Annotated in this window: 17 protein-coding genes; 9 read left to right on the top strand and 8 right to left on the bottom strand. The window is 63.2% G+C overall.

The window, feature by feature from the left end; translation table 11 throughout:
- Window positions 1–3: 3 nt before the first annotated feature.
- Genes AC6GQJ_RS12835 through AC6GQJ_RS12850 form a run of 4 tightly spaced genes read right to left on the bottom strand, consistent with a single transcriptional unit; the run spans window position 4 to window position 4,107 of the window.
- Window positions 4–588, bottom strand: a complete 585-nt coding sequence (locus AC6GQJ_RS12835; RefSeq protein WP_500768831.1) for a histidine phosphatase family protein — start codon at window positions 586–588, stop codon at window positions 4–6.
- The gene (locus AC6GQJ_RS12840) at window positions 585–1,652 is read right to left on the bottom strand and encodes a glycosyltransferase family 4 protein (RefSeq protein ID WP_500768833.1); all 1,068 of its coding nucleotides are present in this window, start codon (window positions 1,650–1,652) and stop codon (window positions 585–587) included. Before AC6GQJ_RS12840 ends, AC6GQJ_RS12835 begins: the two co-directional genes overlap by 4 nt.
- The gene (locus AC6GQJ_RS12845; protein WP_500768835.1) at window positions 1,649–2,887 is read right to left on the bottom strand and encodes a glycosyltransferase family 4 protein; all 1,239 of its coding nucleotides are present in this window, start codon (window positions 2,885–2,887) and stop codon (window positions 1,649–1,651) included. The genes AC6GQJ_RS12840 and AC6GQJ_RS12845 overlap by 4 nt, the downstream gene beginning before the upstream one ends.
- Complete coding sequence (locus AC6GQJ_RS12850) at window positions 2,884–4,107, bottom strand: glycosyltransferase family protein (protein WP_500768837.1); 1,224 nt, start codon at window positions 4,105–4,107, stop codon at window positions 2,884–2,886. Before AC6GQJ_RS12850 ends, AC6GQJ_RS12845 begins: the two co-directional genes overlap by 4 nt.
- A 284-nt stretch (window positions 4,108–4,391) precedes the next feature.
- On the opposite strand from AC6GQJ_RS12850, the gene AC6GQJ_RS12855 reads away from it, so the two are divergent.
- On the top strand, window positions 4,392–6,740 hold the full coding sequence (locus AC6GQJ_RS12855; protein WP_500768839.1) for a mechanosensitive ion channel family protein: 2,349 nt from the start codon (window positions 4,392–4,394) through the stop codon (window positions 6,738–6,740).
- A gap of 105 nt (window positions 6,741–6,845) precedes the next feature.
- Window positions 6,846–8,993: a DEAD/DEAH box helicase gene (locus AC6GQJ_RS12860; protein ID WP_500768841.1), complete on the top strand. Its 2,148-nt coding sequence runs from the start codon at window positions 6,846–6,848 to the stop codon at window positions 8,991–8,993.
- Between the two features lie 25 nt (window positions 8,994–9,018).
- On the opposite strand, the gene AC6GQJ_RS12865 is transcribed toward AC6GQJ_RS12860, so the two are convergent.
- Genes AC6GQJ_RS12865 through AC6GQJ_RS12880 form a run of 4 tightly spaced genes read right to left on the bottom strand, consistent with a single transcriptional unit; the run spans window position 9,019 to window position 14,902 of the window.
- Window positions 9,019–10,173 carry an ABC transporter permease gene (locus AC6GQJ_RS12865; protein ID WP_500768843.1) on the bottom strand — a complete coding sequence of 385 codons (1,155 nt, stop codon included), beginning with the start codon at window positions 10,171–10,173 and terminating at the stop codon, window positions 9,019–9,021.
- 7 nt (window positions 10,174–10,180) lie between these two features.
- Complete coding sequence (locus AC6GQJ_RS12870) at window positions 10,181–11,209, bottom strand: ABC transporter permease (protein ID WP_500768845.1); 1,029 nt, start codon at window positions 11,207–11,209, stop codon at window positions 10,181–10,183.
- Window positions 11,206–13,140 (bottom strand): ABC transporter substrate-binding protein, encoded by a 1,935-nt coding sequence (locus AC6GQJ_RS12875; RefSeq protein WP_500768848.1) that lies wholly within the window; start codon window positions 13,138–13,140, stop codon window positions 11,206–11,208. The genes AC6GQJ_RS12870 and AC6GQJ_RS12875 overlap by 4 nt, the downstream gene beginning before the upstream one ends.
- Window positions 13,133–14,902, bottom strand: coding sequence for an ABC transporter ATP-binding protein (locus AC6GQJ_RS12880; protein ID WP_500768850.1), 1,770 nt, complete (start codon window positions 14,900–14,902; stop codon window positions 13,133–13,135). Before AC6GQJ_RS12880 ends, AC6GQJ_RS12875 begins: the two co-directional genes overlap by 8 nt.
- A gap of 143 nt (window positions 14,903–15,045) precedes the next feature.
- Between AC6GQJ_RS12880 and AC6GQJ_RS12885 the strand changes: the two genes are divergently transcribed.
- The 7 genes from AC6GQJ_RS12885 to AC6GQJ_RS12915 all read left to right on the top strand — a co-directional run bounded on the left by AC6GQJ_RS12885 (window position 15,046) and on the right by AC6GQJ_RS12915 (window position 22,749).
- A complete protein-coding gene (locus tag AC6GQJ_RS12885) occupies window positions 15,046–15,543 on the top strand; it encodes a class I SAM-dependent methyltransferase (RefSeq protein ID WP_500768852.1) in 498 nt (165 codons plus the stop codon).
- A gap of 173 nt (window positions 15,544–15,716) precedes the next feature.
- Window positions 15,717–17,810, top strand: coding sequence for a 3-hydroxyacyl-CoA dehydrogenase NAD-binding domain-containing protein (locus AC6GQJ_RS12890; protein WP_500768854.1), 2,094 nt, complete (start codon window positions 15,717–15,719; stop codon window positions 17,808–17,810).
- A 3-nt stretch (window positions 17,811–17,813) separates the two neighbouring features.
- The gene (locus AC6GQJ_RS12895; RefSeq protein ID WP_500768856.1) at window positions 17,814–19,016 is read left to right on the top strand and encodes an acyl-CoA dehydrogenase family protein; all 1,203 of its coding nucleotides are present in this window, start codon (window positions 17,814–17,816) and stop codon (window positions 19,014–19,016) included.
- The gene (locus AC6GQJ_RS12900; RefSeq protein ID WP_500768858.1) at window positions 19,013–20,083 is read left to right on the top strand and encodes an acyl-CoA dehydrogenase family protein; all 1,071 of its coding nucleotides are present in this window, start codon (window positions 19,013–19,015) and stop codon (window positions 20,081–20,083) included. The genes AC6GQJ_RS12895 and AC6GQJ_RS12900 overlap by 4 nt, the downstream gene beginning before the upstream one ends.
- Entirely contained in the window at window positions 20,064–20,483 is a 420-nt protein-coding gene (locus AC6GQJ_RS12905; RefSeq protein ID WP_500768860.1) for a PaaI family thioesterase, read from the top strand. The genes AC6GQJ_RS12900 and AC6GQJ_RS12905 overlap by 20 nt, the downstream gene beginning before the upstream one ends.
- Window positions 20,480–21,250 (top strand): oxepin-CoA hydrolase, alternative type, encoded by a 771-nt coding sequence (locus AC6GQJ_RS12910; RefSeq protein ID WP_500768862.1) that lies wholly within the window; start codon window positions 20,480–20,482, stop codon window positions 21,248–21,250. The genes AC6GQJ_RS12905 and AC6GQJ_RS12910 overlap by 4 nt, the downstream gene beginning before the upstream one ends.
- Window positions 21,247–22,749 carry a class I adenylate-forming enzyme family protein gene (locus AC6GQJ_RS12915; RefSeq protein WP_500768864.1) on the top strand — a complete coding sequence of 501 codons (1,503 nt, stop codon included), beginning with the start codon at window positions 21,247–21,249 and terminating at the stop codon, window positions 22,747–22,749. The genes AC6GQJ_RS12910 and AC6GQJ_RS12915 overlap by 4 nt, the downstream gene beginning before the upstream one ends.
- Window positions 22,750–22,766: the final 17 nt, after the last annotated feature.

Genomic DNA, 22,766 nt, shown 5'->3' on the forward strand with positions numbered 1-22,766 from the left:
GCCTCATGACGGGCGCCGGACCAGTCGTTCCGGCGTGGGCTGCGGAGTCCAGTCATTGCCGTCGATATGCAGCACGAACAGGCGGTCGCGTTTGATGGTGAACGGGGCGGGCCCGTCGAAATCCCAGCCTGTGGCCATGGCCATGATCACCCGCATCACGCCGATGTGGCACACGGCAATGGTGTCCTGTTGCAACCCTGCGATCCACGGGCGCAGGCGCTGGCGCAAGTCGTCGGGGCATTCGCCCTGTGGCGGGCGGTAGTCCCAGCCCCAGTCTTCGATATCGCGAAAGCCTGACTGCGGATCGGCGCGCAGTTCGACGCCCTTGCGGCCTTCCCAAGCGCCCCAGTCCATCTCCATCAGTGCCGGTTCGCGGAGGGGTGTGCGCTTGGTGACGATCTGCGCGGTCTCGACAGCGCGGGCGAGGGGGCTGGCCACGACATCGGCCCCGTCCCAGCCGTCGGGCAGGTGCAGCGCGGCCAGATGCGCGCGCGCCTCGTCATCAAGGGGGATGTCGGTGCGCCCTTGGATCTGTCCGGCACGGTTCCACGCGGTGTGGCCGTGGCGCAAAAGGGCTAGGCGGATCATACGAGGGTCTCCAGCGTTTCGTTCAGCCTCGTAGCGGCGGCAGGCAGCAGGTGCTGCGCGGCGATCCGGTCGCGGGCCTGCGTGCCTGCTTTGTGCAGGACGGTGGGGTCTTGCAACAGCGACTGCACCCGTTGGGCAAGTGCGGCGGGGCCTGCATCGACTGGCGTCATCGGGCCGTATACCACATCGCGCACGCCCGCGCGGTCCTGTGCCACCACGGGAATGCCCGCGGCCTGCGCCTCAAGGTACGTCATGCCGAACGCTTCGTTCACGCCGGGCCAGAGCAGCAGGCTGGCGCTGGCGTATTGCGCGGCAAGTGCGTCGGGCGAAAGCGCGCCAAGGAACGTCACGCGGGGGCCGAACGGGGCCATAAGGGCGGCAACCTCGGGGCGGGCAGGACCGTCGCCTGCGATGTCCAGATGCCAGTCCTGCGTCGCGGGCAGCGCGGCGAGCGTTTCGGCGATCAGCGCGTAAGAGGCGAGTTTGTCCCCTGCACGCATCATCGCCACAGACAGCATTGCGCTATCCTGCGCACTGCGGCGGGGCAGAGTGGTGCGGTCCAGGAAGGGCGGCAGGTGGACCAGCTTCTGCCCCTCGGGCGCATCGCGGCGCAGCGTTTCGGCGTCGCGGTGGGTGAGGTAAAAGATCGTGTGCGCCGCATCACTGGCCGCCTCGGCCGCAGCGGCAAAGCCTGCCCAGTCGCCCGTCAGCCGTTTGCGGGCGCGGGTGCTTTCCACTTGGAGATAGGGAATGCCCAGCATCTTCGCCACGGTCGGGCCGATCAGGTCGGGGGCCTTGTAATAGTTGTGATAGGTCAGCCAAGCCTGCCAGCCCTTCTGACGCCCCGCGCCCATCAGGCGGGCGACTTCGAGTGCTGCCTGATCCGCCATGCGTTCCTGCGCCTGTGCATCGCCACGCCCGTCATAAAGGCGCAGATCCGACGCGATAGAAACCGCGTGCCCGCCATGGTCCAGCGCCGAGATGAGCGCGCGCGCCATGGCGCGGTCGCCCGAGGGCACGGGATGGCCGGGTGCCTTCAGCGGGGCGTAAAAGGCGAGTTTCATGCGCCCATCACCGCGCGCAGCCGTTGCGCCAGATGGTCGATCCCCGGTTGCATGGTGAATTCCGCGTGCAGACGTGCATGGGCGGCTTCTGCCAGTTCGGGGCCGAGGGACGGCGTGGTGGCGATGCGCGTCATCTCTTGGGTGATGGTGGCGGGATCGTCGGCGCACAGGATGCCGTGCACGCCGGTGTCGATGAATTCGGGAATGGCGGACACGGGCGTGGACAGGATGGGCAGCTTCTGGCTTGCCGCTTCCATCAACACATTGGGCAGGCCATCGCGGTCGCCATCCTCGGCAATACGGCTGGGCAGGACAAACAGGTCGGCGGCGCGCATGGCGGCGATCACCTCGGGTTGGTCGCAGGCACCGCGCCACGTGATGCGGTCGTTGATGCTGTGGCGTTCGGCGCGGGCGCGCATCTCGTCCTTCAGCGCGCCGCCGCCGATATGGGTCCAGTGCCAGTCAAGATCGGCAGGCAGCAGGGCAAGCGCGTCGATCAGGCGGTCAAAGCCTTTCTTTTCCACCAGACGTCCCACCGACAGCATCGCGAAGGGATCGCTTGCGGCGCGCATCTCACGCTCGGGCGCGGCAGGGAAACGGGACAGGTCCAGCCCGTGATAGACCAGATCGACAGGGGTGGTGGCGGCCAGCGCGTTCAGGTGGTCCGCGCCAAAGGCGGTGCAGGTCGCGCCAAAGGCCGCGCCGTGGCTGGCGCTGTCGAGCTTGTCGCGCAATTCCCATTCGGGCGAGGTCCAGATGTCCTTGGCATGGGCGGAAAACGACCACGGCACCCCGCGCAACATCGCCGCATAGCGCGCGACCGAGGCGGGCGTGTGCAGGAAATGGGCATAAAGCGCCTGTGTGCCCGCAGGCAGTTCGTGGGCCATCACCAGCGCCTGACCAAAGCGGCGCACGCGGTTGCGGGTGCGGTCGCGGGACAGGTCGCGCAGGAACTGGCGCAAGGCGGACCAGAACGCAGGACGCCGCAGTGCCGACAGCAGCCCGCGCATCACGCGCAGCGGTTCGTTGTGCAGATATTCCGGCAGGTAGAAGACGCGCGCACGCAACTGGTCATGCAGCGGGTGCGTCTTGGTGTCGGTGGGGTGGCGCAGCGACCAGATGTCGAAATCAATGCCCGCACGTTCCAGCGCCACCAGTTCCTGAGCGATGAACGTTTCGGACAGGCGCGGCCACCCTTTTACGACCACCGCAAGGCGTGGGGCTTTGGCAGTCATTCGGCGGCGTTTTCCAACGGCGTGTTCATCAGTGCGCGCGCACGGTCAATCACCACGTCCAGACCGTCAAGCAGCCCGTCCGCCCCCGCCTCTGACGGGCGTTGCTGGTGCGGCAGGCCACGGATCGCGGCGATCATCGACTCGGCGGTCAGGCCGTCGCGGAATTCATCAAGGTTGCGGACAAGGCCCAGTTCCTCGGCCCTGTTGGCGCGGATCCACTGTTCCAGCCGCGGCTTGGTGCGCGGCACGATCACGGCGCGCTGGTCAAAGGACAGCACCTCGCAGAACGTGTTGTAGCCGCCCATGCAAATCACGCCTTGCGCGCCCGCAAACAGCGATTCAATGCGGCTGTCGAACCCTGTTGCCGTGACCCGTCCGTTCAGCGCCGCAACGCGGTTTTCGAACCGTTCGCGGGTGTCGCCGGACAGGAACGGGCCATAGACCAGCACCGCATGCGGGCCAAGGTCGGGATCTTTTTCATAGGCTTGCAGCACCAGATCGACCATCGCCTCTCCGTCACCGCCGCCGCCTGGTGTGATGAGGATATAGGGCGTGTCCGGTACATCCGCCGGATCAATGATCGCGCGGCGCAGATAGCCTGTCCAGACCGTGCGGTCGCGCACGGATTGCGACAGGGGCAGGCCGGTCGTGGGGTCATAGACGGATTGCGGCCCATAGACCCACAACTCGTCATAGAACCTTTCGGCCGCGTCCAGCGCGCCCTTACGCTTCCACTCGGCTTCCAGCACTTCGGGTTCGTCCAGCACGTCGCGCAGGCCCAGAACGATGCGGGTGCGGCCCGTCTTGCTGAGGCTTTCCAGCGTGGGCAGCAGTTCGCCGCGAAATCCTGTGGGTTCCTTGTCCACAATCAACAGGTCGGGGTCGTATTGCGCGATAGTTGAATTGATCAGCCCTTCGCGCAGGCTGGTGGTGGATTCCAGATCCATGCCGGAGTTCTGGCTGACATAGGTGCCATCGGCCAGCTTCTTGACCCCGGGCAGGCGGACGTGATCGACCGCACGCGGAAAGGTGAAACGCCCCGCGACGGGGCTGCCTGTCAGGATGATCGCCGATCCGGCGGTGCCCGATTGCGTCAGGGCCGAGGCAAGCGCACGACTGCGCCGCAAATGCCCGAGACCGAATGTGTCGTGGCTGTACAGTACGACGCGCCGCGGGCGCTGGCCGGACTGAGCATGTGTCGCTGGTGTCAAAGTGCCCATCGCCGCCGTCTTGTTCCCGCTCTCTTTGTCGTCCGGTGTCCGGTTCGCCAAAGAATCCCTCGTCTTGTATTGAACAGGCTTTTGCTTCCTCGCGTCAACGCCTGCCCGTCCGATCATGTGGAAACGCAACAAGTTGCTGTGTCATCCAACGCCATTTATCGCGCTATGACACGGAAAAGGGCACATTGCAAAACAAGTGCGTTCACTTTTCGCCGGACTTGGAATTGTGTTTGCATGGCCCGTGGCCTAGCGTTTACCGCGTGCAGTTGGATGGCAGGTGCGAGATGAAGTTGAAAACCGGACACGCGCTGTGCGCCGCCCTGCTGGTTCTGATCTCCGGCTTTGCCTCTTTTCCGGTGCATGCCCAATCGCTGGGCAGTCTGTTCGCAACCTCTGACACATCCAGTGACAGCGACATTGATGACGTGATGCGCGCCGCCGCCGAAAACGGGGTCAGCGTCATTGTCATCGACAGCAATGGCCGCGTGCTGACCGAGATTGGCGAGGCAGATACAGACGCCGATGCCGCCGCCGCTGAAAGCACCGGCATGGGCGGCACATTGATGTCGATACAGGATGATGCATCGGCCTTTCGCACCGCGCTGACCGACCGGCTGTTGAACCTGCCCGTCGCGTTTAACGAAGTCGTCTATATCCTGCGCGCCACCAGCCCCGATGGCACAATCATGGCCTATCTGAAGGTGGCGGGACTGGCGCTTTTGCTGCTGTCCTTCGGGATCGTGTTCAAGCTGAAGGTATATGGCCAGCGCATCGCCAAAAGTTTCGTGGTCGCCCGCATCCGCGAAAATCCCGTCGGCTATGGCGAGAAGATGCCGTTCCTTGTGTTCCGCTTTTTCATGGGCGTCATCGGCACCTTTGTCGCGATTGCCGTGGCCTTTGTGCTGGGGGCGGTGCTGTTCGGCCCGCTTGAGGATGCGTCGCTGAAATTCACCGCCACGCTGATCAATGTGGGATTTCTGGCGATCAGCGTGATGATCGACATGTGGCGCATGATCCTGTCGCCTTTCCTGACGCAATACCGCATCCCGCTGATGTCCGATCAGGATTCCAAGCGCCTGTATCGCTGGCTGAGTGTGGGTTCGGTTCTGGGTCTTGGCACGGTGCTGTTCGGGGTGTGGATCCGTGAACTGGGTCTGAACCTCGAAGTGTTCGTGTTCCTGTTCTCGCTGCTGTCCTTCTTTGTCATGCTGTTCAGCGTCGCGCTGGTGCTGTTCAACCGCCGCACCGTGACGCAGGCAATCCTGCACGGCACGCCGCCCGAACAGGCAAGCTGGGCGCTGCGCACCCTGTCGCGCCTTTGGGCGCCGATCAGCATCCTGTTCTTTGTTTTCGCCTTTTGCGAACAGACCTATCACCTTGTTCTGGGCGATCCGGATACGGTGCCATTGCTGGTGGGCGGCTGGGTCATCCTGACGACCATCATCGTCGTCTATGGCGTGCTGAACTATTTCATCGAACGCAGTTTCACCCGCGCCCGCCTGATTGAAGAACACCGCAAGGCCCAAGAGGGCAACGAGGACGCGGCCCGCCCTGCTGAACTTGGCCCAGTGGGCGGCGGATTGACCTCGTTTCAGGATCTGGCGCGGCGTATTGCGGGGATCATCGCCTTTGTGGCGGGGTCATACGCCTTTATCGGCATGTGGAGCCCGGGTGTCGGGGTGATGACGGACAGTCTGGCGGACCGGCTGCTGGACGTGATCGTCATCATCTTTTTGGGGTATATCGCGTACCACGCCTTCCGCATCTGGATCGACCGCAAGATCGCGGACGAACAGGGCGATGAGGAAGCGGGCGAGCTGGGCGACGAAGGCGGCGGTTCGAGTGCTTCGCGGCTGGCGACACTGTTGCCGCTGTTCCGCAATTTCATGCTGATCCTGATCATCGTGACCATCATCCTGATCACCTTGATGGAGGTGGGCGTGAATGTCGGCCCGCTGTTTGCCGGTGCGGGTATTCTGGGCGTTGCCATCGGCTTTGGTAGTCAGAGCCTTGTGCGCGACATCTTTTCCGGCGCGTTCTTCCTGTTTGACGATGCGTTCCGCCGTGGCGAATATATCGACGTGGGTGGCGTGAAAGGCACGGTCGAGAAGATTTCAGTACGCAGTTTCCAGCTGCGCCACCATCTGGGCGCGCTGCACACCATGCCGTTTGGCGAGATTCAGGTGCTGACCAACTATTCGCGCGATTGGGTCATCATGAAACTGCCGCTGCGCGTCACCTATGACACGGATGTGGAAAAGGTGCGCAAGATGATCAAGAAGCTGGGCGTTGAATTGCTGGACGATCCGGTGATTGGCGACAACTTTATCCAGCCGCTCAAATCCCAAGGCGTGATCGAGATGCAGGACAGCGCCATGATCATCCGCGTCAAGTTCATGACCAAACCGGGTGACCAGTGGCTTGTGCGCAAGAAGGTATACGAGGAAATCCGCGCCCTGTTCGAACGGGAAGGGATCAAATTTGCCCATCGCGAGGTGACCGTGCGCCTTGCCGATGGCAAGCAGGTCGGGGAACTGACCGACGACGAACGCAAGGCCGTATCGGCGGCGGCGCGTGCCTCGGTAGAAGAGGAATTGATGGAAGGCGGGGCAACAGACGGCGACGATCGCTAACCCCAAGCAGAGGAATCCCCTCGACACGGGCCATGAAAGGGCATAGGCGCGCAGGCTTGGTGGCAGGCACGGCCTGTTGCCCGCTGTATTGATAGGACCTGACCCGTGATTAAACCGCTCCAGACCGCGCTGACCGCCCGCGGATATACCGACCTCACCCCCGTACAAAAGGCAGTGACAGACCCCGACCTTGTCGGCTCCGACCTGCTGGTTTCGGCCCAGACCGGTTCGGGCAAGACCGTCGGCTTTGGTCTGGCGCTTGGTCCCACCCTGTTGGGTGAAGAAGAGTTGTTCCAGACGGCAGCGGCCCCGCTGGCGCTGGTGATCGCCCCGACACGCGAACTGGCGATGCAGGTGAAACGCGAACTGGGCTGGCTGTATGGCGAGACAGGCGCGGTCATGGCGTCCTGTGTCGGCGGCATGGACATGCGCGACGAAAAGCGCGCCCTTGCCCGTGGCGCGCATATTGTCGTCGCCACCCCCGGTCGTCTGCGCGATCACATCATGCGCGGGTCCATCGATCTGACCGACATTCGCGGCGTGGTGCTGGACGAAGCGGACGAGATGCTTGACCTCGGTTTCCGCGAAGACCTTGAATTCATCCTGAGCGAATGCCCCGACTCGCGCCGCACCTTGCTGTTCTCGGCAACGGTGCCTGCGCAGATCGCCCGACTTGCCAAAACCTATCAGAAGGACGCGGTGCGCGTCGCCACCACTACCGGCGAAAAGCAGCACGCCGACATCACCTATCAAGCGATGACCGTGGCCAACCATGACGCGGAAAACGCGATCATCAACATCCTGCGCTTTCACGAGGCGCCCAACGCCATCGTGTTCTGCAACACCCGCGCCATGGTCAACCGCGTCACCACGCGCCTGTCCAATCGTGGCTTTCCGGTTGTGGCCCTTTCGGGCGAACTGACCCAATCCGAGCGGACCAACGCCCTGCAAGCGATGCGCGACGGGCGTGCGCGGGTCTGTGTGGCGACGGACGTGGCGGCACGCGGGATCGACCTGCCGAACCTTGATCTGGTGGTGCATGCCGAACTGCCCAGCAACCACGAAACCTTGCTGCACCGGTCGGGCCGGACAGGCCGCGCGGGCCGCAAAGGCACCAGCGCGCTGATCGTCACGGCCAAGGTCCGTTCCAAAGCGATGCGCATTCTGAAGGGTGCGCAGGTCGATGCGGAATGGGTCGATGCGCCTTCTGCCGAAGCCGTGCGCGCACAGGACGAATTGCGTCTGATGGACGATCCGATGTGGACCGATCCGATCACCGAAACCGAAAGTGAAATGGTGGCCAAGCTCGCCGCACAGTTCAGCGCCGACCAACTGGCTGCCGCGCTGTTGCGCATCCACGGGCTGCGCCACACCTCGCCCGAACACCTGTCCGAAGTGGGCGGCGACAAGGGCGCGCCCAAAGCGCGTGCGCCGTTTGGCCCAAGCGTCTGGTTCTCGGTCACGGGCGGACGCGATCAGGGCGTCGAAGTACGCCGGTTGCTGCCGATCCTGTGCAATGCGGGTGACATCACCAAGGACGACATCGGTGCGATCCGCATCCAGAACGACACGTCCTATGTCGAACTCAAGCAAAGCAGCGCGGACGATTTCGTCGCAGCATTGGGTAGCGGCATGCAGATCGAAGGCGGCGCGACGGTGACCAAGCTGGACGGCATTCCCGATGCCGCGAACCAGCCCAAGCCGCGTTTTGACGGCAAACCGAGTGGCAAGCCCAAGCGCGACTTCGGGGACAAACCCAAGCGCGGCTACGGTGACAAGCCGAAACGCGATTACGATGACCGCCCCAAGCGGGATTTTGACGACAAGCCGAAACGCGACTTTGGTGGCAAGCCCAAGCGGGAATACGGCGATGCGCCCAAACCCGCCTCAAGCCGTAAGGTCTGGGACGAACAGGCCGCGCCCAAGCCCAAGCCGCGCAATGACGCCGCGCCGATCGACTGGAACGATACCTCGACGCCCAAACCGCGCAAACCCAAGCCCGGTGCGAAACCGGCTGGCAAGCCATCGGGCAAAAAGCCGTTCGCCAAAGCGCCCAGCACCATGGCCAAAGCGGTCAAAGACGGCAGTGTCAGCACCCCGAAAAAGCCACGCGGCAAGCCTGATCACAGCGGCAAGCCAAGCGGCCCGCCCGCGGGTGGAGCGCCCAAAAAGGCCAAGTACAACAGCAAGAAAAATCAGGCCCGCCGTGCGGCGGGCGCAGGTGGCGGGCAACCGCCGCGCCGCAAATCCTGATGGCACAGCGGCCCTTGCACAGCGATCAGCTTGTGTAAGGGTCCAGACTGTCGCGCAGACCGTCGCCAAGGAAGTTGAACGCCAGCACCACGATTATGATCGGCAGCATCGGGATCGCCGTCCACGGATAGATCTCGATGCTGGCGAGGTTCTGCGCGTCGTTCAGCATCACGCCCCACGATACCGCAGGGGCGCGCAGGCCCAGCCCCAGAAATGACAGCGCCGTTTCCCCCAAGATCATCGCGGGGATCGACAGGGTTGCCGATGCAATCAGGTGCGACATGAAGTTCGGCAGCAGATGGCGGCGGATCACACGGCCCGGTTTGGCCCCCATCATTTCGGCGGCGCGCACGTATTCCTCTTCGCGCAAAGACAGGAACTTGCTGCGCACCGCCCGCGCAAGGCCGGGCCAATCCAGCAGCCCGAGGATGATCGAGATAATAAAGAACACCGATACCGGCCCCCAGTTCGACGGCACCGCCGCCGACAGGGCCAGCCATAGGGGCAGTTCAGGCAAGCTGCGCAGGATTTCGATGGCGCGGTTCACGACCCAATCGACCCAGCCGCCGAAATAGCCCGCAATCGCCCCGAAGCCGATGCCGAGGATGAACGACACGGTAATGCCGATCAGACCCACCGTAAGGGACAGTTGCGCCCCGTATGAGATCCGCGAAAACACATCCCGTCCCAGCCTGTCCGACCCCAGCAGAAAGACTGTCGCCCCGTCCGGCGCACAGAACAGGTGCGTGTTGGACGGGATGAAACCGAACAGATTGTATGTTGACCCTTCACAGAAAAACTCCAACGGCATGGGGCGCGTTTCGTCGGTGATATAAGTCCAGCGGTAATTTTCGAGATCGGCAAACGCCTCGGTCGGATAGACGAAGGGGCCGATGAAATCGCCCTCGTGCCACAGGTTGATGGCTTGGGGCGGGTGGTACAGATATTCGGCACTTCGTTCGTTCGCCGTGTAGGGCGAAAAGAACCCCGCGAAGGGGATCGCGAGATAGGCCAGAAACAGGAAAATACCCGAGATCAACCCGAGGCGGTGCTTTCTGAACTTGCGCCAGACCAGCAGCCAATTGGGCGCGTCCATATCCGTGCGGTCCAGTGCGGACAGGTCCACATCCGGATCATAGGGGGCGTCGTCGATATAGCGGCCGTCGGGAAGGGTGCTCATCTTTCGGTTATCCTTCTCGCGCGCCATAGCGGATACGCGGGTCCAGCAGCACCAGCAGCAAATCCGAGATCATCGTCCCGATCAGCGTCAGCAGCGCCACGAACATCAGCACAAAGGCCGCCAAAAACTGGTCTTGTGATTTCAAGGCGGTCAGCAGCGCCGGACCGATGGTTTGCAGACCCAGCACGACCGAGACCAGAACCGACCCCGACACCATCGCGGGCAGCAGGTTGCCAATGTCTGCGACGAACGGGTTGAACGCCATGCGCAGCGGATACTTCGTCAGCAGCTTGGTCGGGCCCAGCCCCTTGGCCTGTGCGGTTTCCACATAGGGTTTGGACAGCTCGTCCAGCATGTTGGCGCGCAAACGCTGCATCATGCCCGCCGCGCCCGATGTGCCGATCACAAAGGTCGGCACGATCAGGTGGATCAAGATCGACTGCACTTTGGCAAGGCTCATCGGTTCGCCTTCGAACTCGGGCGACATCAGCCCGCCAATGGGCAGGCCCAGATATTTGTGCCCGTAGTAGAACAGGATCAGCGCCAGCAGGAAGTTGGGTGTCGCAAGTCCCAGATAGCCCACAAAGGCGGTAGTATAATCCACCCATGACGCCGAACGCGCCGCCGCCAGTACCCCCAGCGGCAGCGCCACCAGATAGACAAACAGAACCGCCGCAAGGTTCACCAGAACCGTCAGCCACAAGGCATCGCCGACAATCTCGGCCACGGGCGCGTCAAATTCGAAGGACCAGCCGAAATCGCCCTGCAACAGGCCGGAAAACCCCTGCGGGCCGGGGATCATGCCGACCCAGATCAAGTATTGCTGCCACAGCGGGCGGTCGAGCGCGTATTCCTTGCGCAGGAATTCGGCCTTGGCCACGCCCTCGGCCTGACCCGTGGCGCGCAGTTCCGCGATCTGGTTGGACAGGTAGTCACCAGGCGGCAGGTTAATGATGATAAACACCAGCACCGACACCACGGCCAGCGTCAGCAGCATCGTCAAAAGACGCCACACGGCATAGCGGATGAACATCATTCGGTAACCTGCGCAATCTGTTCGTCATCGCTGAAATAGAATTCGTCCATGCGGTGCACGCCGAAATGCGCCCCCGGATCCCACGCCCATGCACCGAATTCGGGCACGTTGCGCAAACGGTCGGACACGACAACGGGTTGCGGCGCTTGGGACAGGATGCCGATCCCGAACTGCTGGTCGGCATGGATGGCAAGCATCTCGCGCCAGATGCGCTTGCGGACCTCGTCATCGTTGGTGGCGCGCCACTGGGCGTTCAGGGTCATCAGGCGCTTGGCCTCGGGCAGGTCCACAGGTTCGCCTGCCCCGCCGCGCGTTTGGTAATATTGGCCCCATTTGGGCCATGCAAAGAACACCTGATCCGTGGGCGCAAGGTAGTCGGGCGGGGTGAATGCCTGCGGAATGCCATTGTCCCAGCCGTACCAGACAGCGGCCATGGTCACGCCCGAGAACACACGGTTGCGCAGGATGTCACGATCCAGCGGGCGCATGATCAGCTTGATCCCGATCTCGCGCCATGTGTCGGTGATGATGGCAAGGGTATTCTCGACCTCTTGGCGTTCGCCGGCGGTTTCAATCACGAATTCCATACGGCGACCATCGGGCAGTTTGCGGATGCCCGCGGGGGTGCGTTCGGTTAGGCCCATTTCATCCAGCAATGCATTGGCGCGGCGCGGATAATAGATCGACCACGCAAAGCGGTTCGGGATGTCAAAAAACGGACTGCCCTCAAGCGCGGTCATCCCGCCCTCTTTCGCGAGGCCGAAATAGAGCGCGCGGTTGATCATGCGGCGGTCGATGGCCAAGGACAGGGCGCGGCGGAACCGTACATCGCGGATCACCTCGCGCCAGACGGGGTCGGCAAAGTTGAGGTTGGGATAGATGGCGATTTGGCTGGCGGCGGCGTTGGACCACAGGAAAGTGCGATAGGGCGCGCCATCGGCCTCGCCTTTCTTCAGGATCGACACGTCGCGGAAATCGAGGCCACGTGCCTGAAGGTCGGATTCCCCCGCGTTGGATTTGGCGGCAACCAGACCCGACCCGACGATGCCCATCTCGACCACGTCGATATAGGGCAGGTGGGTGCCACGCGCATCGACGCGGTGGAAATAGGGATTGCGCACGAACAACTGGCGCGAGGTCGCACCGGAACTGGCAGGCATCCACGGCTGCAATGTGGGCAGTTCGTGGTTGTCGAACTGGTACATATTGTCGAGCTTGTTATGCAGCGGCGCCCAGCTGCGCACGCGCTTGGCGTCGATCATCTCTTCCATCGCTTCGGGCGTGTTGAAATCGACGTGGAACTGTTTGAGGTAATGCGCAGGCCGGAAGATGAACGGCGGGGCCGCTTGTGCCAGCATCTGGATGAACATCGGGTTGGGCACGGGAAAACGCACAACCACGGTGTGGGCGTCCGGAAATTCCATCGTGCCGATCATGTCCCCAACGCGCATTACTTCGGGTGGGCCATTGGGGCTCAGTTCGGGGTTGAGCGCGACATTTTCCCACCAATAGCGGAAGTCTTCGGAGGTGAAGGGCGCGCCGTCTGACCAGCGATGGCCGGGGCGTAGGTGCAGGGTAAAGATGCGCCCGTCCTCGACCTCGAAATCGCGCAGGATGTCGGGGCGCAGCTGGTAATTCTCGTCATAGCCGACAAGGCGGGCATAGCCGTAGACGACCATCTGGCGCACGTCCTTTGACCGTGTGACCATGGTGCGCAAGGTGCCGCCCTGCGTGCCAAAGGTCCGGCCCTTGGCCTCTAGGTCCACGATCAGCGGTACGTCCGGTATCCGCAGCGGCGCGGGGTCCATATAGCCCTTTTCGACCTCATCGGCCCAAAAGGCGCTTTCCTGCACGGCGATGCGGGTGGTGTCGGCGGCGGCGGGCAGGGCCAGCGCCCCTGCAAGAAACAGTCCAATCACGCGGTTAAACATGGCAACGTACCTTATGTCCGGGTTCGACCTGCACCAGATCGGGGGCATTGAGGCCCTCAAACCTGAACTCCTCGTCCCAATCGGCGGCGGACCCCGCGCCCTTGGCAACTTCGGCAAGGTCAATGGGTCGGGACAGGTCCGGTTCGGGCTGCGCGGCGATCAGCGCCTTGGTGTAGGGATGACGTGGGGCATAGAACAATGTGTCCGGCGGGGCCTGTTCGACCACCACACCCTGACGCATCACCGCCACTTCATCCGCGATGCGGGCCACAACGGCCAGATCGTGGCTGATGAACAGATAGCTGAGGCCCATACCGTCGCGGATGCGTTCCAGCAGGGTCAGGATCTGTTCCTGCACTGACACGTCCAGCGCCGAGGTCGGTTCGTCGCAAACCAGCAGGACTGGATCAAGCGTCAGCGCGCGCGCGATGGACAGACGCTGGCGCTGCCCACCGGAAAAGGCATGCGGATAGCGTTTGAGCATATCGGGGTTCAGACCCACCCAACGCAGCATCTCGGCCGCTTTATCGCGACGCTCGGCCCGCGTTCCGATGTTGTGGATTTCCATCGGTTCGGTCAGGGCCTCTTGGACGCGCATGCGCGGGGAAAGGGACGAGTAGGGATCTTGAAACACCATCTGCGCCTGCCGTTGGAAGGCGACCTTTTCGGCGCGCGACAGGGCGTTCACGTGGACGGGATCAGAGTCCTTGTGGGCGCGGAACAGAACGTCGGACCCTTCATCCGGCACTTCGGCCCCCAAAGCGATGCGCGCACAGGTCGTCTTGCCCGAGCCGCTTTCGCCCACTACCGCAAGGGTCGTGCCCCGTTGAAGGTTCAGCGACACATCGCGGCAGGCATGCACCTTCTTGTTCTCGCGCCAGCCACCGGCGCGCACGGAATAGGTTTTGGACACGGATTTGAGTTGCAGGATCAAATCGTCCTCGACCAGCGGGTCAGAGGGTTTGGCCACATCCGGTATCATCGGCGCGGCGGCGAACAGCTTTTGGGTATAGCCATGACCGGGCGCGCCAAGGACGGCGGCAGCAGGGCCGCTTTCCATGACGTGGCCCTTGTTCATCACCACGACGCTGTCGGCCATGTTGGCCACGACGCCCAGATCGTGGGTGACAAGGATCATCGCCATGCCGGTTTCGCGCTGCAAATCCTTCATCAGCCCAAGCACCTGCGCTTGCGTCGTCACATCCAGCGCGGTGGTGGGTTCGTCCGCGATCAGCAGTTCGGGCTTGGCCACCATAGCCATGGCGATCATCGCGCGCTGGCGCATGCCGCCGGACATTTCGAACGGGTATGCGCGATAGGCGCGTTCGGGGTCGACAAAGCCGACACGTTCGAACGTGGCGAGCACATCGCGCTTGGCCTCGGATTGGGACATATTTCGGTGCAGGGTCAGCACCTCGCTGACCTGATTGCCGATCCGGTGCAGCGGGGACAGCGACCGCATCGGTTCCTGAAAGATCATCGAGATCGCATTGCCGCGCACGGCACGGATTTCGCTCGCGCTCATGGTTAGCAGGTTGGCGCGGGACTCGCCTGTGCCGAAAGTGATGGAACCGCTGCGCAGTTGCGCTGCCTTGGGCAGGATGCGCAGGATCGACCGGCAGGTCAGCGTTTTGCCCGATCCGCTTTCGCCGACAAGGGCCAGCGTTTCACCCGACTGCACGCCAAAGCTTACCCCTGTGACGACGGGCGGTTCCGACCCGAAGCCGATAGAGAGATCTTTCACGTCCAGAAGGGGGGGCATGTGCCATCCTTTGTTGCGCAGGCGAACAGAGTGCAGTGAAGCCGATTCCGGCAGATAGGTCCATAGGAGGGTTATGTCGTGATTTTGGCTACACTTTTTTGTCCAACTGCCCCATTTAGGATAAAACCCAAAGGAAGCAGATTATGACCCAGAGCCGCCTTGATCTTTTCGTTGACCGCATGGTCTCGCAACGTGCCTGTCTGGACCACGCCGCGCAGCTGACGGCAGACCTGTCTGGGCCGGTGTTCGAACTAGGGCTGGGCAACGGGCGCACCTATCACCACATGCGCCACATCATGCCCGAGCGTGACATCTATGTGTTCGAACGCGCCATCGCCTCGCATCCCGACAGCACCCCGCCCGAAGGCATGGTACTGCTGGGCGATGTGTTCGACACGCTGCCGCAGGCGCTGGAGCGGTTCGGCCCCACGGCGGGCTTGGTGCATGCCGATCTGGGTGGGCACGATGCGGCGAAGAACGACATTTTTGCGCAAAAGGTGTCACCACTGATCGAGCCGCTGCTGGCAGTGGGCGGGCTTATGGTGTCTTCTGACCGGATGTATTTCGACGCCCTTGTCGAACAGCCCTTGCCGGAAGGGGCGGTGCCCGGGCGCTGCTTTGTCTACAAGCGCGAAAGCTGATCCGCGGCGCGGGATGTCGGCCGGCCCTCCGGGGGGGATTTTTTAAGAACAGAGAAGAAGGGACGTGGCGTCGGAAAAGCAAAGGCTTGCCCTTTTGCTGGCGGGACTTAGGCTGGTTGTGGCGCGACAGGGAGAGGAGCCTTGTCGCGTTCTGACATATCAGCGGAGGCCTTATGAGCGACAAAATCGCCTATTCCCGGCATGGGGATATTGCTGTTCTCACAGTGAAAAACCCACCTGTGAACGCGTTGAGCCAGCTTGTGCGCCAAGGTCTTTGGGACGGGATGGACAGGGCCGAGGCCGATGCCGGCGTGCGCGCTGTGCTGATCGTGGGCGAGGGGCGTGCGTTTTTTGCGGGCGCCGATATCACCGAGTTCGGCAAGCCGCCGCTTGATCCCTTTCTGCCCGATCTGATCAACCGGATCGAAGCGTCGCCCCTGCTGGTGGTGGCGTCGATGCACGGGGTCAGCCTTGGTGGCGGGTTGGAGGTGGCGCTGGGCTGTCATTACCGCATTGCCGTGCCTGCGGCGCGGGTGGGGTTGCCCGAGGTGCATCTGGGGCTCATTCCGGGGGCGGGGGGGACGCAGCGCCTGCACCGCCTGACGGGGATCGAGGCGGCGTTGGATGTGATGACCACGGGGCGGCAGATCGGCGCGGACAAGGCGCGCGATCTGGGTATTCTTGATGTGGTACGCGAGGGCGATCCGCTGGAAAACGGCATCGCCTATGCGCAGGAATTGCTGGATCAGGACGCGCCGCGCCGTGTTGTGAGCGCGATGCCCTTGCCGGAGCCGATTGACTGGGACGCGGCATTCGAGGCGACGCTGGCGCGGTCGAAGGGGCAGATTTCGCCCGCGTGGTGTGTGCGGGCCATTCAGGCCAGTTATGAAAACCCGTTCGATGCAGGGCTGAAGGCCGAGCGGCAGATCTTTTTCGATCTGATGCAGACCGACCAGCGCGAGGGCATGATCCATGCGTTTTTCTCGGAACGTGCGGTCGGGAACCTGCCAGAGTTGAAGGGGGTCGAGGCACGGCCTGTTGATCATATCGGTGTGGTTGGCGGTGGCACCATGGGCGCGGGGATTGCCACGGCGGCGCTGCTGGCGGGATTGCGCGTGCATCTGGTGGAAATGTCGCCCGAGGCCGGAGAGGCTGCGCGAGGCCGGATCGAGGGCAATCTGGCCGGTGCGTTGAAGCGCGGCAAGATCAGTGCAGAGGCCCATGCCGCGATGCTGGACGACGCGTTGCAGGTCGTTACCGGCTATGACGCGCTTGGTGATGTCGATCTGGTGATCGAGGCGGTGTTCGAGGACATGGACGTCAAAAAGGCGGTCTTTGCCGAGTTGGACCGCGTCTGCAAAGCCGGTGCGGTGCTGGCGTCAAACACTTCTTATCTGGATATCAACGAGATCGCCGCGACCACGTCGCGCCCGTCTGATGTGATCGGGTTGCACTTCTTTTCACCGGCGCATGTGATGAAACTGCTTGAGGTCGTAGTGGCGGACAAGACCACGCCAGAGGTGGCGGCGACGGGATTTGCACTGGGTAAGCGGCTTGGCAAAATTTCGGTGCGTGCGGGTGTGTGTGACGGATTTATTGGCAACCGCATCCTGTCCGCCTATCGCACATGCGCCGATCACATGATCCTTGATGGCGCATCACCTTATGACATCGACGCGGCGCTTGAGGCGTTCGGCTTTGCCATGGGGCCGTTCGCGGTGGCCGATCTGGCGGGGCTGGACATCGGCTGGGCCGTGCGCAAGCGCAAGCGTGCCGAGGGGCTGGACCCGCGGGCGCGGGATGCGACCTATGCCGACCGTCTGTGCGAGGACGGGCATTTCGGACAGAAAACGGGCAAGGGCTATTACGACTATTCCGCAGGGCCGAAGGCGCGGGTGCCCAACCCCGATGTCATGCCCCTGATCGAGGCAGAGCGCGCCGCACAAGGCATCACGCCGCGCAGCTTTGATCACGACGAAATCGTGCGCCGATATATGGCGGCGATGGTGAACGAGGCGGCCAAGGTCGTGGGCGAAGGCATCGCCCGCCGCCCGCTGGATGTCGATATGACATTGCTGTTCGGCTACGGCTTTCCCCGCTATCGCGGCGGGCCGTTGAAATGGGCGGACATGCAGGGGCTAGCGGGCGTGCTGGCCGATATCGAGACATATGCCGAAACCGATCCGTATTTCTGGGAACCCGCGCCATTACTGCGCGACCTTGTGGCGACGGGCCGCACATTTGATGATCTGAACAAAGAGGGCTGAGAGATGGACCTGAGCTATTCCCCCGAAGAACTGGCCTTTCAGGACAAGTTGCGCAGCTTCCTGAAGGAAGAACTGCCTGCCGATATTGCGGACAAGGTACGCATGGGGCGCGACCTGACCAAGGATGACATGGAGCGTTGGCATTCCATTCTGAACGCACGCGGCTGGCTGGCGCAGAACTGGCCCAAGTCCTTTGGCGGCGCAGAGTGGAGCGCGGTGCAGCGCCATATTTACGACGTCGAGGCCGCCGCCCATAACGCGCCGCGCATCGTGCCGTTCGGTCTGTCCATGCTGGGGCCGGTGTTGCAAAAATTCGGCTCGAAAGAGCAGCAGGACTATTGGCTGCCGCGCATTCTGGATGGCAGCGACTGGTGGTGTCAGGGCTATTCCGAGCCGGGCGCGGGGTCGGATCTTGCGTCGCTGAAAACCCGTGCAGTGCGCGAGGGCGACCATTACATCGTGAATGGTCAAAAGACGTGGACGACGCTGGGCCAGCACGCGAACATGATTTTCTGCCTTGTGCGCACGGATCCGGATGCCAAGCAGCAGGAGGGGATTTCCTTCCTCCTGATCGATATGGACAGCCCCGGTGTTGAGGTGCGGCCGATCATCCTTTTGGATGGCTGTCACGAGGTGAACGAGGTCTGGTTCACGGATGTGAAAGTGCCTGTCGAAAATCTTGTGGGCGAGGAAAACAAGGGCTGGACCTATGCCAAATATCTGCTGACCCATGAACGCACGGGTCTGGGCGGTGTCGGTGCCAGTCAGGCGGCCCTTGCCGCCGTCAAGCGACTGGCGCGTGCCGAAAACCACAATGGCAAGCCGCTGATCCAGAACCCGCATTTTGCCGCCCGCATCGCGCAGGTGGAAATTGACATGGCGGCGATGGCCACATCGAACCTGCGCATCGTGTCGCAAGCCGCAGCCGGTGGTGCGCCGGGGCTTGAGGCGTCGATGCTGAAGGTCAAAGGATCGACCATCCGGCAGGAAATCAACGATCTGGCCCGCCGTGCGGCAGGGCCCTATGCGATGCCGTTCGCGTCCGAGGCGGTCGAGGGCGCGAATGACACCATCCCCGATCCCAATCAGGCGGGGCCGGTGGCAGCGCAGTATTTCAACAACCGCAAACTGTCGATCTTTGGCGGATCGAACGAAATCCAGCGCGGCATTATCGCCAAAGTCACACTCAGCGAGGCAGGCCGATGAACTTTGAACTGACCGAAGAACGCCAGATGTTGCAGGACACGTTGCGCCGGTATCTGCGCGACAAATACACGACCTCTGTGCGCAACGACATTCTGGATTCCGATGCGGGCATGTCCGCGACGATCTGGGGCGAACTGGCGGAACTGGGCGTGCTGGGCGCGCTGTTCACCGAGGATCAGGGCGGGTTCGGCGGCGCGGGTTTCGACATCGCCGTGGTGTTCGAGGAACTGGGCCGCGCAGGGGTCGTCGAACCTGTGATGGACAGCGCCTTGCTGGGCGGGCGGTTGCTGGCCGCCGCAGGCAAAACCGACATGGTCGAGGAACTGATCGGCGGCGCGCTGCACCTTGCCGTGGCCCATGGCGAACCTGGCGGGCGCTATGACATCGACCATGTGCAGACACGGGCCGAGGGTGGCGCGCTGACAGGGCGCAAGGCCGTAGTAATGAATGCCGAGGCTGCGGATCACCTGATCGTGTCGGCGCGGGACGGGGACGAGATCGCGCTGTTCCTAGTGGCACGCGATGCCAGTGGGCTGGATGTACGCGGCTATCCCTTGCTGGCAGGTGGGCGTGCGGCCGAGGTGACGCTCGACAATACGCCAGCCGAACCGCTGGGCCTGACGCTGGCGGACTACGAGGCTGCGACCCGTCTGGGCCTAGTCGCCGTTTGTGCAGAAACATTGGGCGCGATGGAAACCGCGACCGCGCTGACCAAGGACTATCTGATGACGCGCAAGCAGTTCGGCCGCCCGATCGGGACGTTTCAGGCCTTGGCGCATCGCATGTCCGACATGCTGATCGAAATGGAGCAAGCCCGCAGCGCCGTCATCAACGCCGCGGGATATCTTGAGGACGCGGCATGCGACCGCCACCTGTCGGCCAGCAAGAACCTGATCGGGCGCGTGGGCCGTTTGATCGCCGAAGAGGCGATCCAGATGCATGGCGGCATCGCGATGACGCAGGAATACGAGCTCGCCCATATCGCCAAGCGGATCATCATGGCCGACCACAGGTTCGGTGATACGGATTACCATCTGGAGCGTTTCATTGCCCTCTCTGCCGCCTGAGGACAGCGGAATCATCCGCGACGAAACCGGCACGCAAAGCCTGCTGGGCTATGTGGTGGATATCTCGGACGGGGATGGCACGGCGCGCTGCATTCTGGATATCGGGCCGCAGCACACCAACCGCCACGGTGGGCTGCATGGCGGGATCATGTCCTGCATGCTCGACAATGCGATGGGTTTTGCCGCGTCGCTGACGGGGGATGACGCAGGGCAGACGCGGTTCATGACGCTGTCGATGACCACGCAATACCTCGCCCCTGCGCGCGAGGGACGGGTGGTCGCCACGGGCACCGTCGCGGGCGGCGGGCGGTCCACCGTCTTTGCCGAAGGCGTGCTAACGGACGCGGATGGCACTGTGATCGCGACCTCGACGGGCATCTACAAAAGGGTACGCGCATGACCGCACGGCTGGAAGACGCGGGCGACCGCCTAATCATCTGGAACGGCAATGCCGCCAAGCGCGGCGCGCTGTCGCCCGCCCTGTACGAGGTTATCGCCGAGGCGATGGAGCGTGCACAGGAACGGCGCATTCGTGCGGTGATCCTGACCTCCGAAGGCGACTTTTTCTGCGCGGGCGGTGATCTGAATGTGCTGATCGCGCGGCGGACATTGGCCGAGGATGAACGCCGCGCAGGGATTGATACGCTGCATGATCTGGTGCGCGCATTGCGGGCCTGTCCGGTGCCGGTGATTGCCGCCGTCAAAGGCGGTGCGGCTGGGGCTGGGGCGTCGCTGGCGCTGGCCTGTGATTTTATCGTGGCCGAAACCGGTGCCATGTTTACAGCCGCCTATGTAAAGGCGGGCTTGGTGCCGGATGCGGGGCTAACCGCGTCACTGGCGCGTATGTTGCCGCGCCCGCTCGCGATGGAGATGTGCCTGCTTGCCCGTCCTGTCCCTTCGGACCGGTTGCTGGCCTTGGGTGTGGTCAATGTTGCCGCCCCCGCCGATCTGGTGGTGTCGGAGGCGCATGTAATCGCCGACGCACTTGCCGCCGGACCGCGCGATGCCCAAGGGACAATTCGCGCACTGGTCGCTGCCGCCTATGAGCGGACGGAGGCAGAGCAGTTGGATGCAGAACGGGACGCGATGGCGCGCGCCTCGGGTTCGGACGAGGCGGCAGAGGGCATTGCCGCCTTCCTTGAAAAACGCAAGCCGGAGTTCGGATGATGGCAGGGGGTGCAGCGGTCCACGATCTTTTGCAGGCGCAAGTCGCGGCCCGTCCCGATGCCCCCGCTTTTGAGGATGCGACTGGAATCGCGTGGAGCTACGGCGCGCTGAACACGGCGGTGGACAGCCTTGCCCACGCGCTGCGCGATCATGGCGTTGTCGCGGGGGATCGCGTGATGCTGGTGGCCGAAAACTGTGCCGCCGCGGTGGCTGGCCTGTTCGCAGCGTGGACAGTCGGGGCCGTTGCCGTGCCCGTGAATGCCCGCCAAAGCGCGCCCGAGATCGACAAGGTGATCGCCCATGCCGATCCGCGTGTGGTGCTGTTCACCTCGGCTGTGTCGCCGGATGCGCGGGCTCATGGAGAACGCTTGGGGGCAAGTACCCTGTCTGGGGCGTGGGGGGCACTTGATGCCGTGACGCGGGATGCAGGGACCGAACGTGCCGACGCGGATGTGGCGGTAATCCTATATACCACGGGCACCACGGGCGATCCGAAGGGCGTGATGCTGACCCATGGCAATGTGCGTTTTGGCGGCGCGACCTCTGCCGTGTTCCGCGAGATGACGCCTGCCGATCTGATCTATGGCGTGTTGCCGATGACCCACGTGTTCGGCCTGTGTTCGATCGTGGTGGCAGCGGTCCATGCGGGGTCGGCAGTTCGTCTGATCCCGCGCTTTGACGTGGCGGCGGTTTATGCGGGGCTGCGCGACGGGATCACCCTGTTTTCCGGTGTGCCGCAGATGCATGCGGTGCTGATGGCCTTTGCCAAGACCCAAGGACTGGACCGTTTGGGGTCCGACACGCTGCGCTTCGTGTCGTCGGGGGCGGCACCGCTGGATCCTGCATGGAAGCGCAAGGCCGAGGCGTTCTACGGGGTGGCGATCCAGAACGGATACGGCCTGACCGAAAGCAGCGCGGGCGCGGCGGCGACGCGCAACCGGATGGGCGATCCCGACACCTCGGTCGGACCACCGCTGCCGCATGTGGAAATCGCGATTGACGGCACTGTCGCGGGCGGCGGTGAGGGCGCGGGCGAGGTTCTGACCCGTGGGGGGCATGTAATGAAAGGGTATTTCCGTAATCCCGAAGCGACAGCGCAGGTGCTGGATGCGAACGGCTGGTTGCGCACCGGCGATCTGGGCCGGATCGACGCCGAGGGGCGGTTGCACATTCTGGGCCGGTCGAAAGAGTTGATCATCCACGGCGGTTTCAACGTCTACCCGCCCGAAGTCGAGGCGGCGCTGAACGACCATCCCGAGGTAGTACAGGCCGCCGTGATCGGGCGCGCTGTCGACGGGGACGAAGAGGTGCTGGCCTTTGTCCAGCCGCTGTCAGGGTCAGAGCTGTGCGCCGATGATCTGCGCGCCTTCGTGGCCGAGCGGTTGGCGGGCTACAAGCGGCCCGCGCGCTATGTCTTCTCCGATACCCTGCCTGCTGCACCGACGGGCAAGATCCTCAAGCACAAGCTGGTTGCCGCCTTTGCGGCGGAACTCGACTGACCCGCGCGGGGGCGGTT

The organism is Tateyamaria sp. 7Alg 36 (assembly GCF_059882455.1).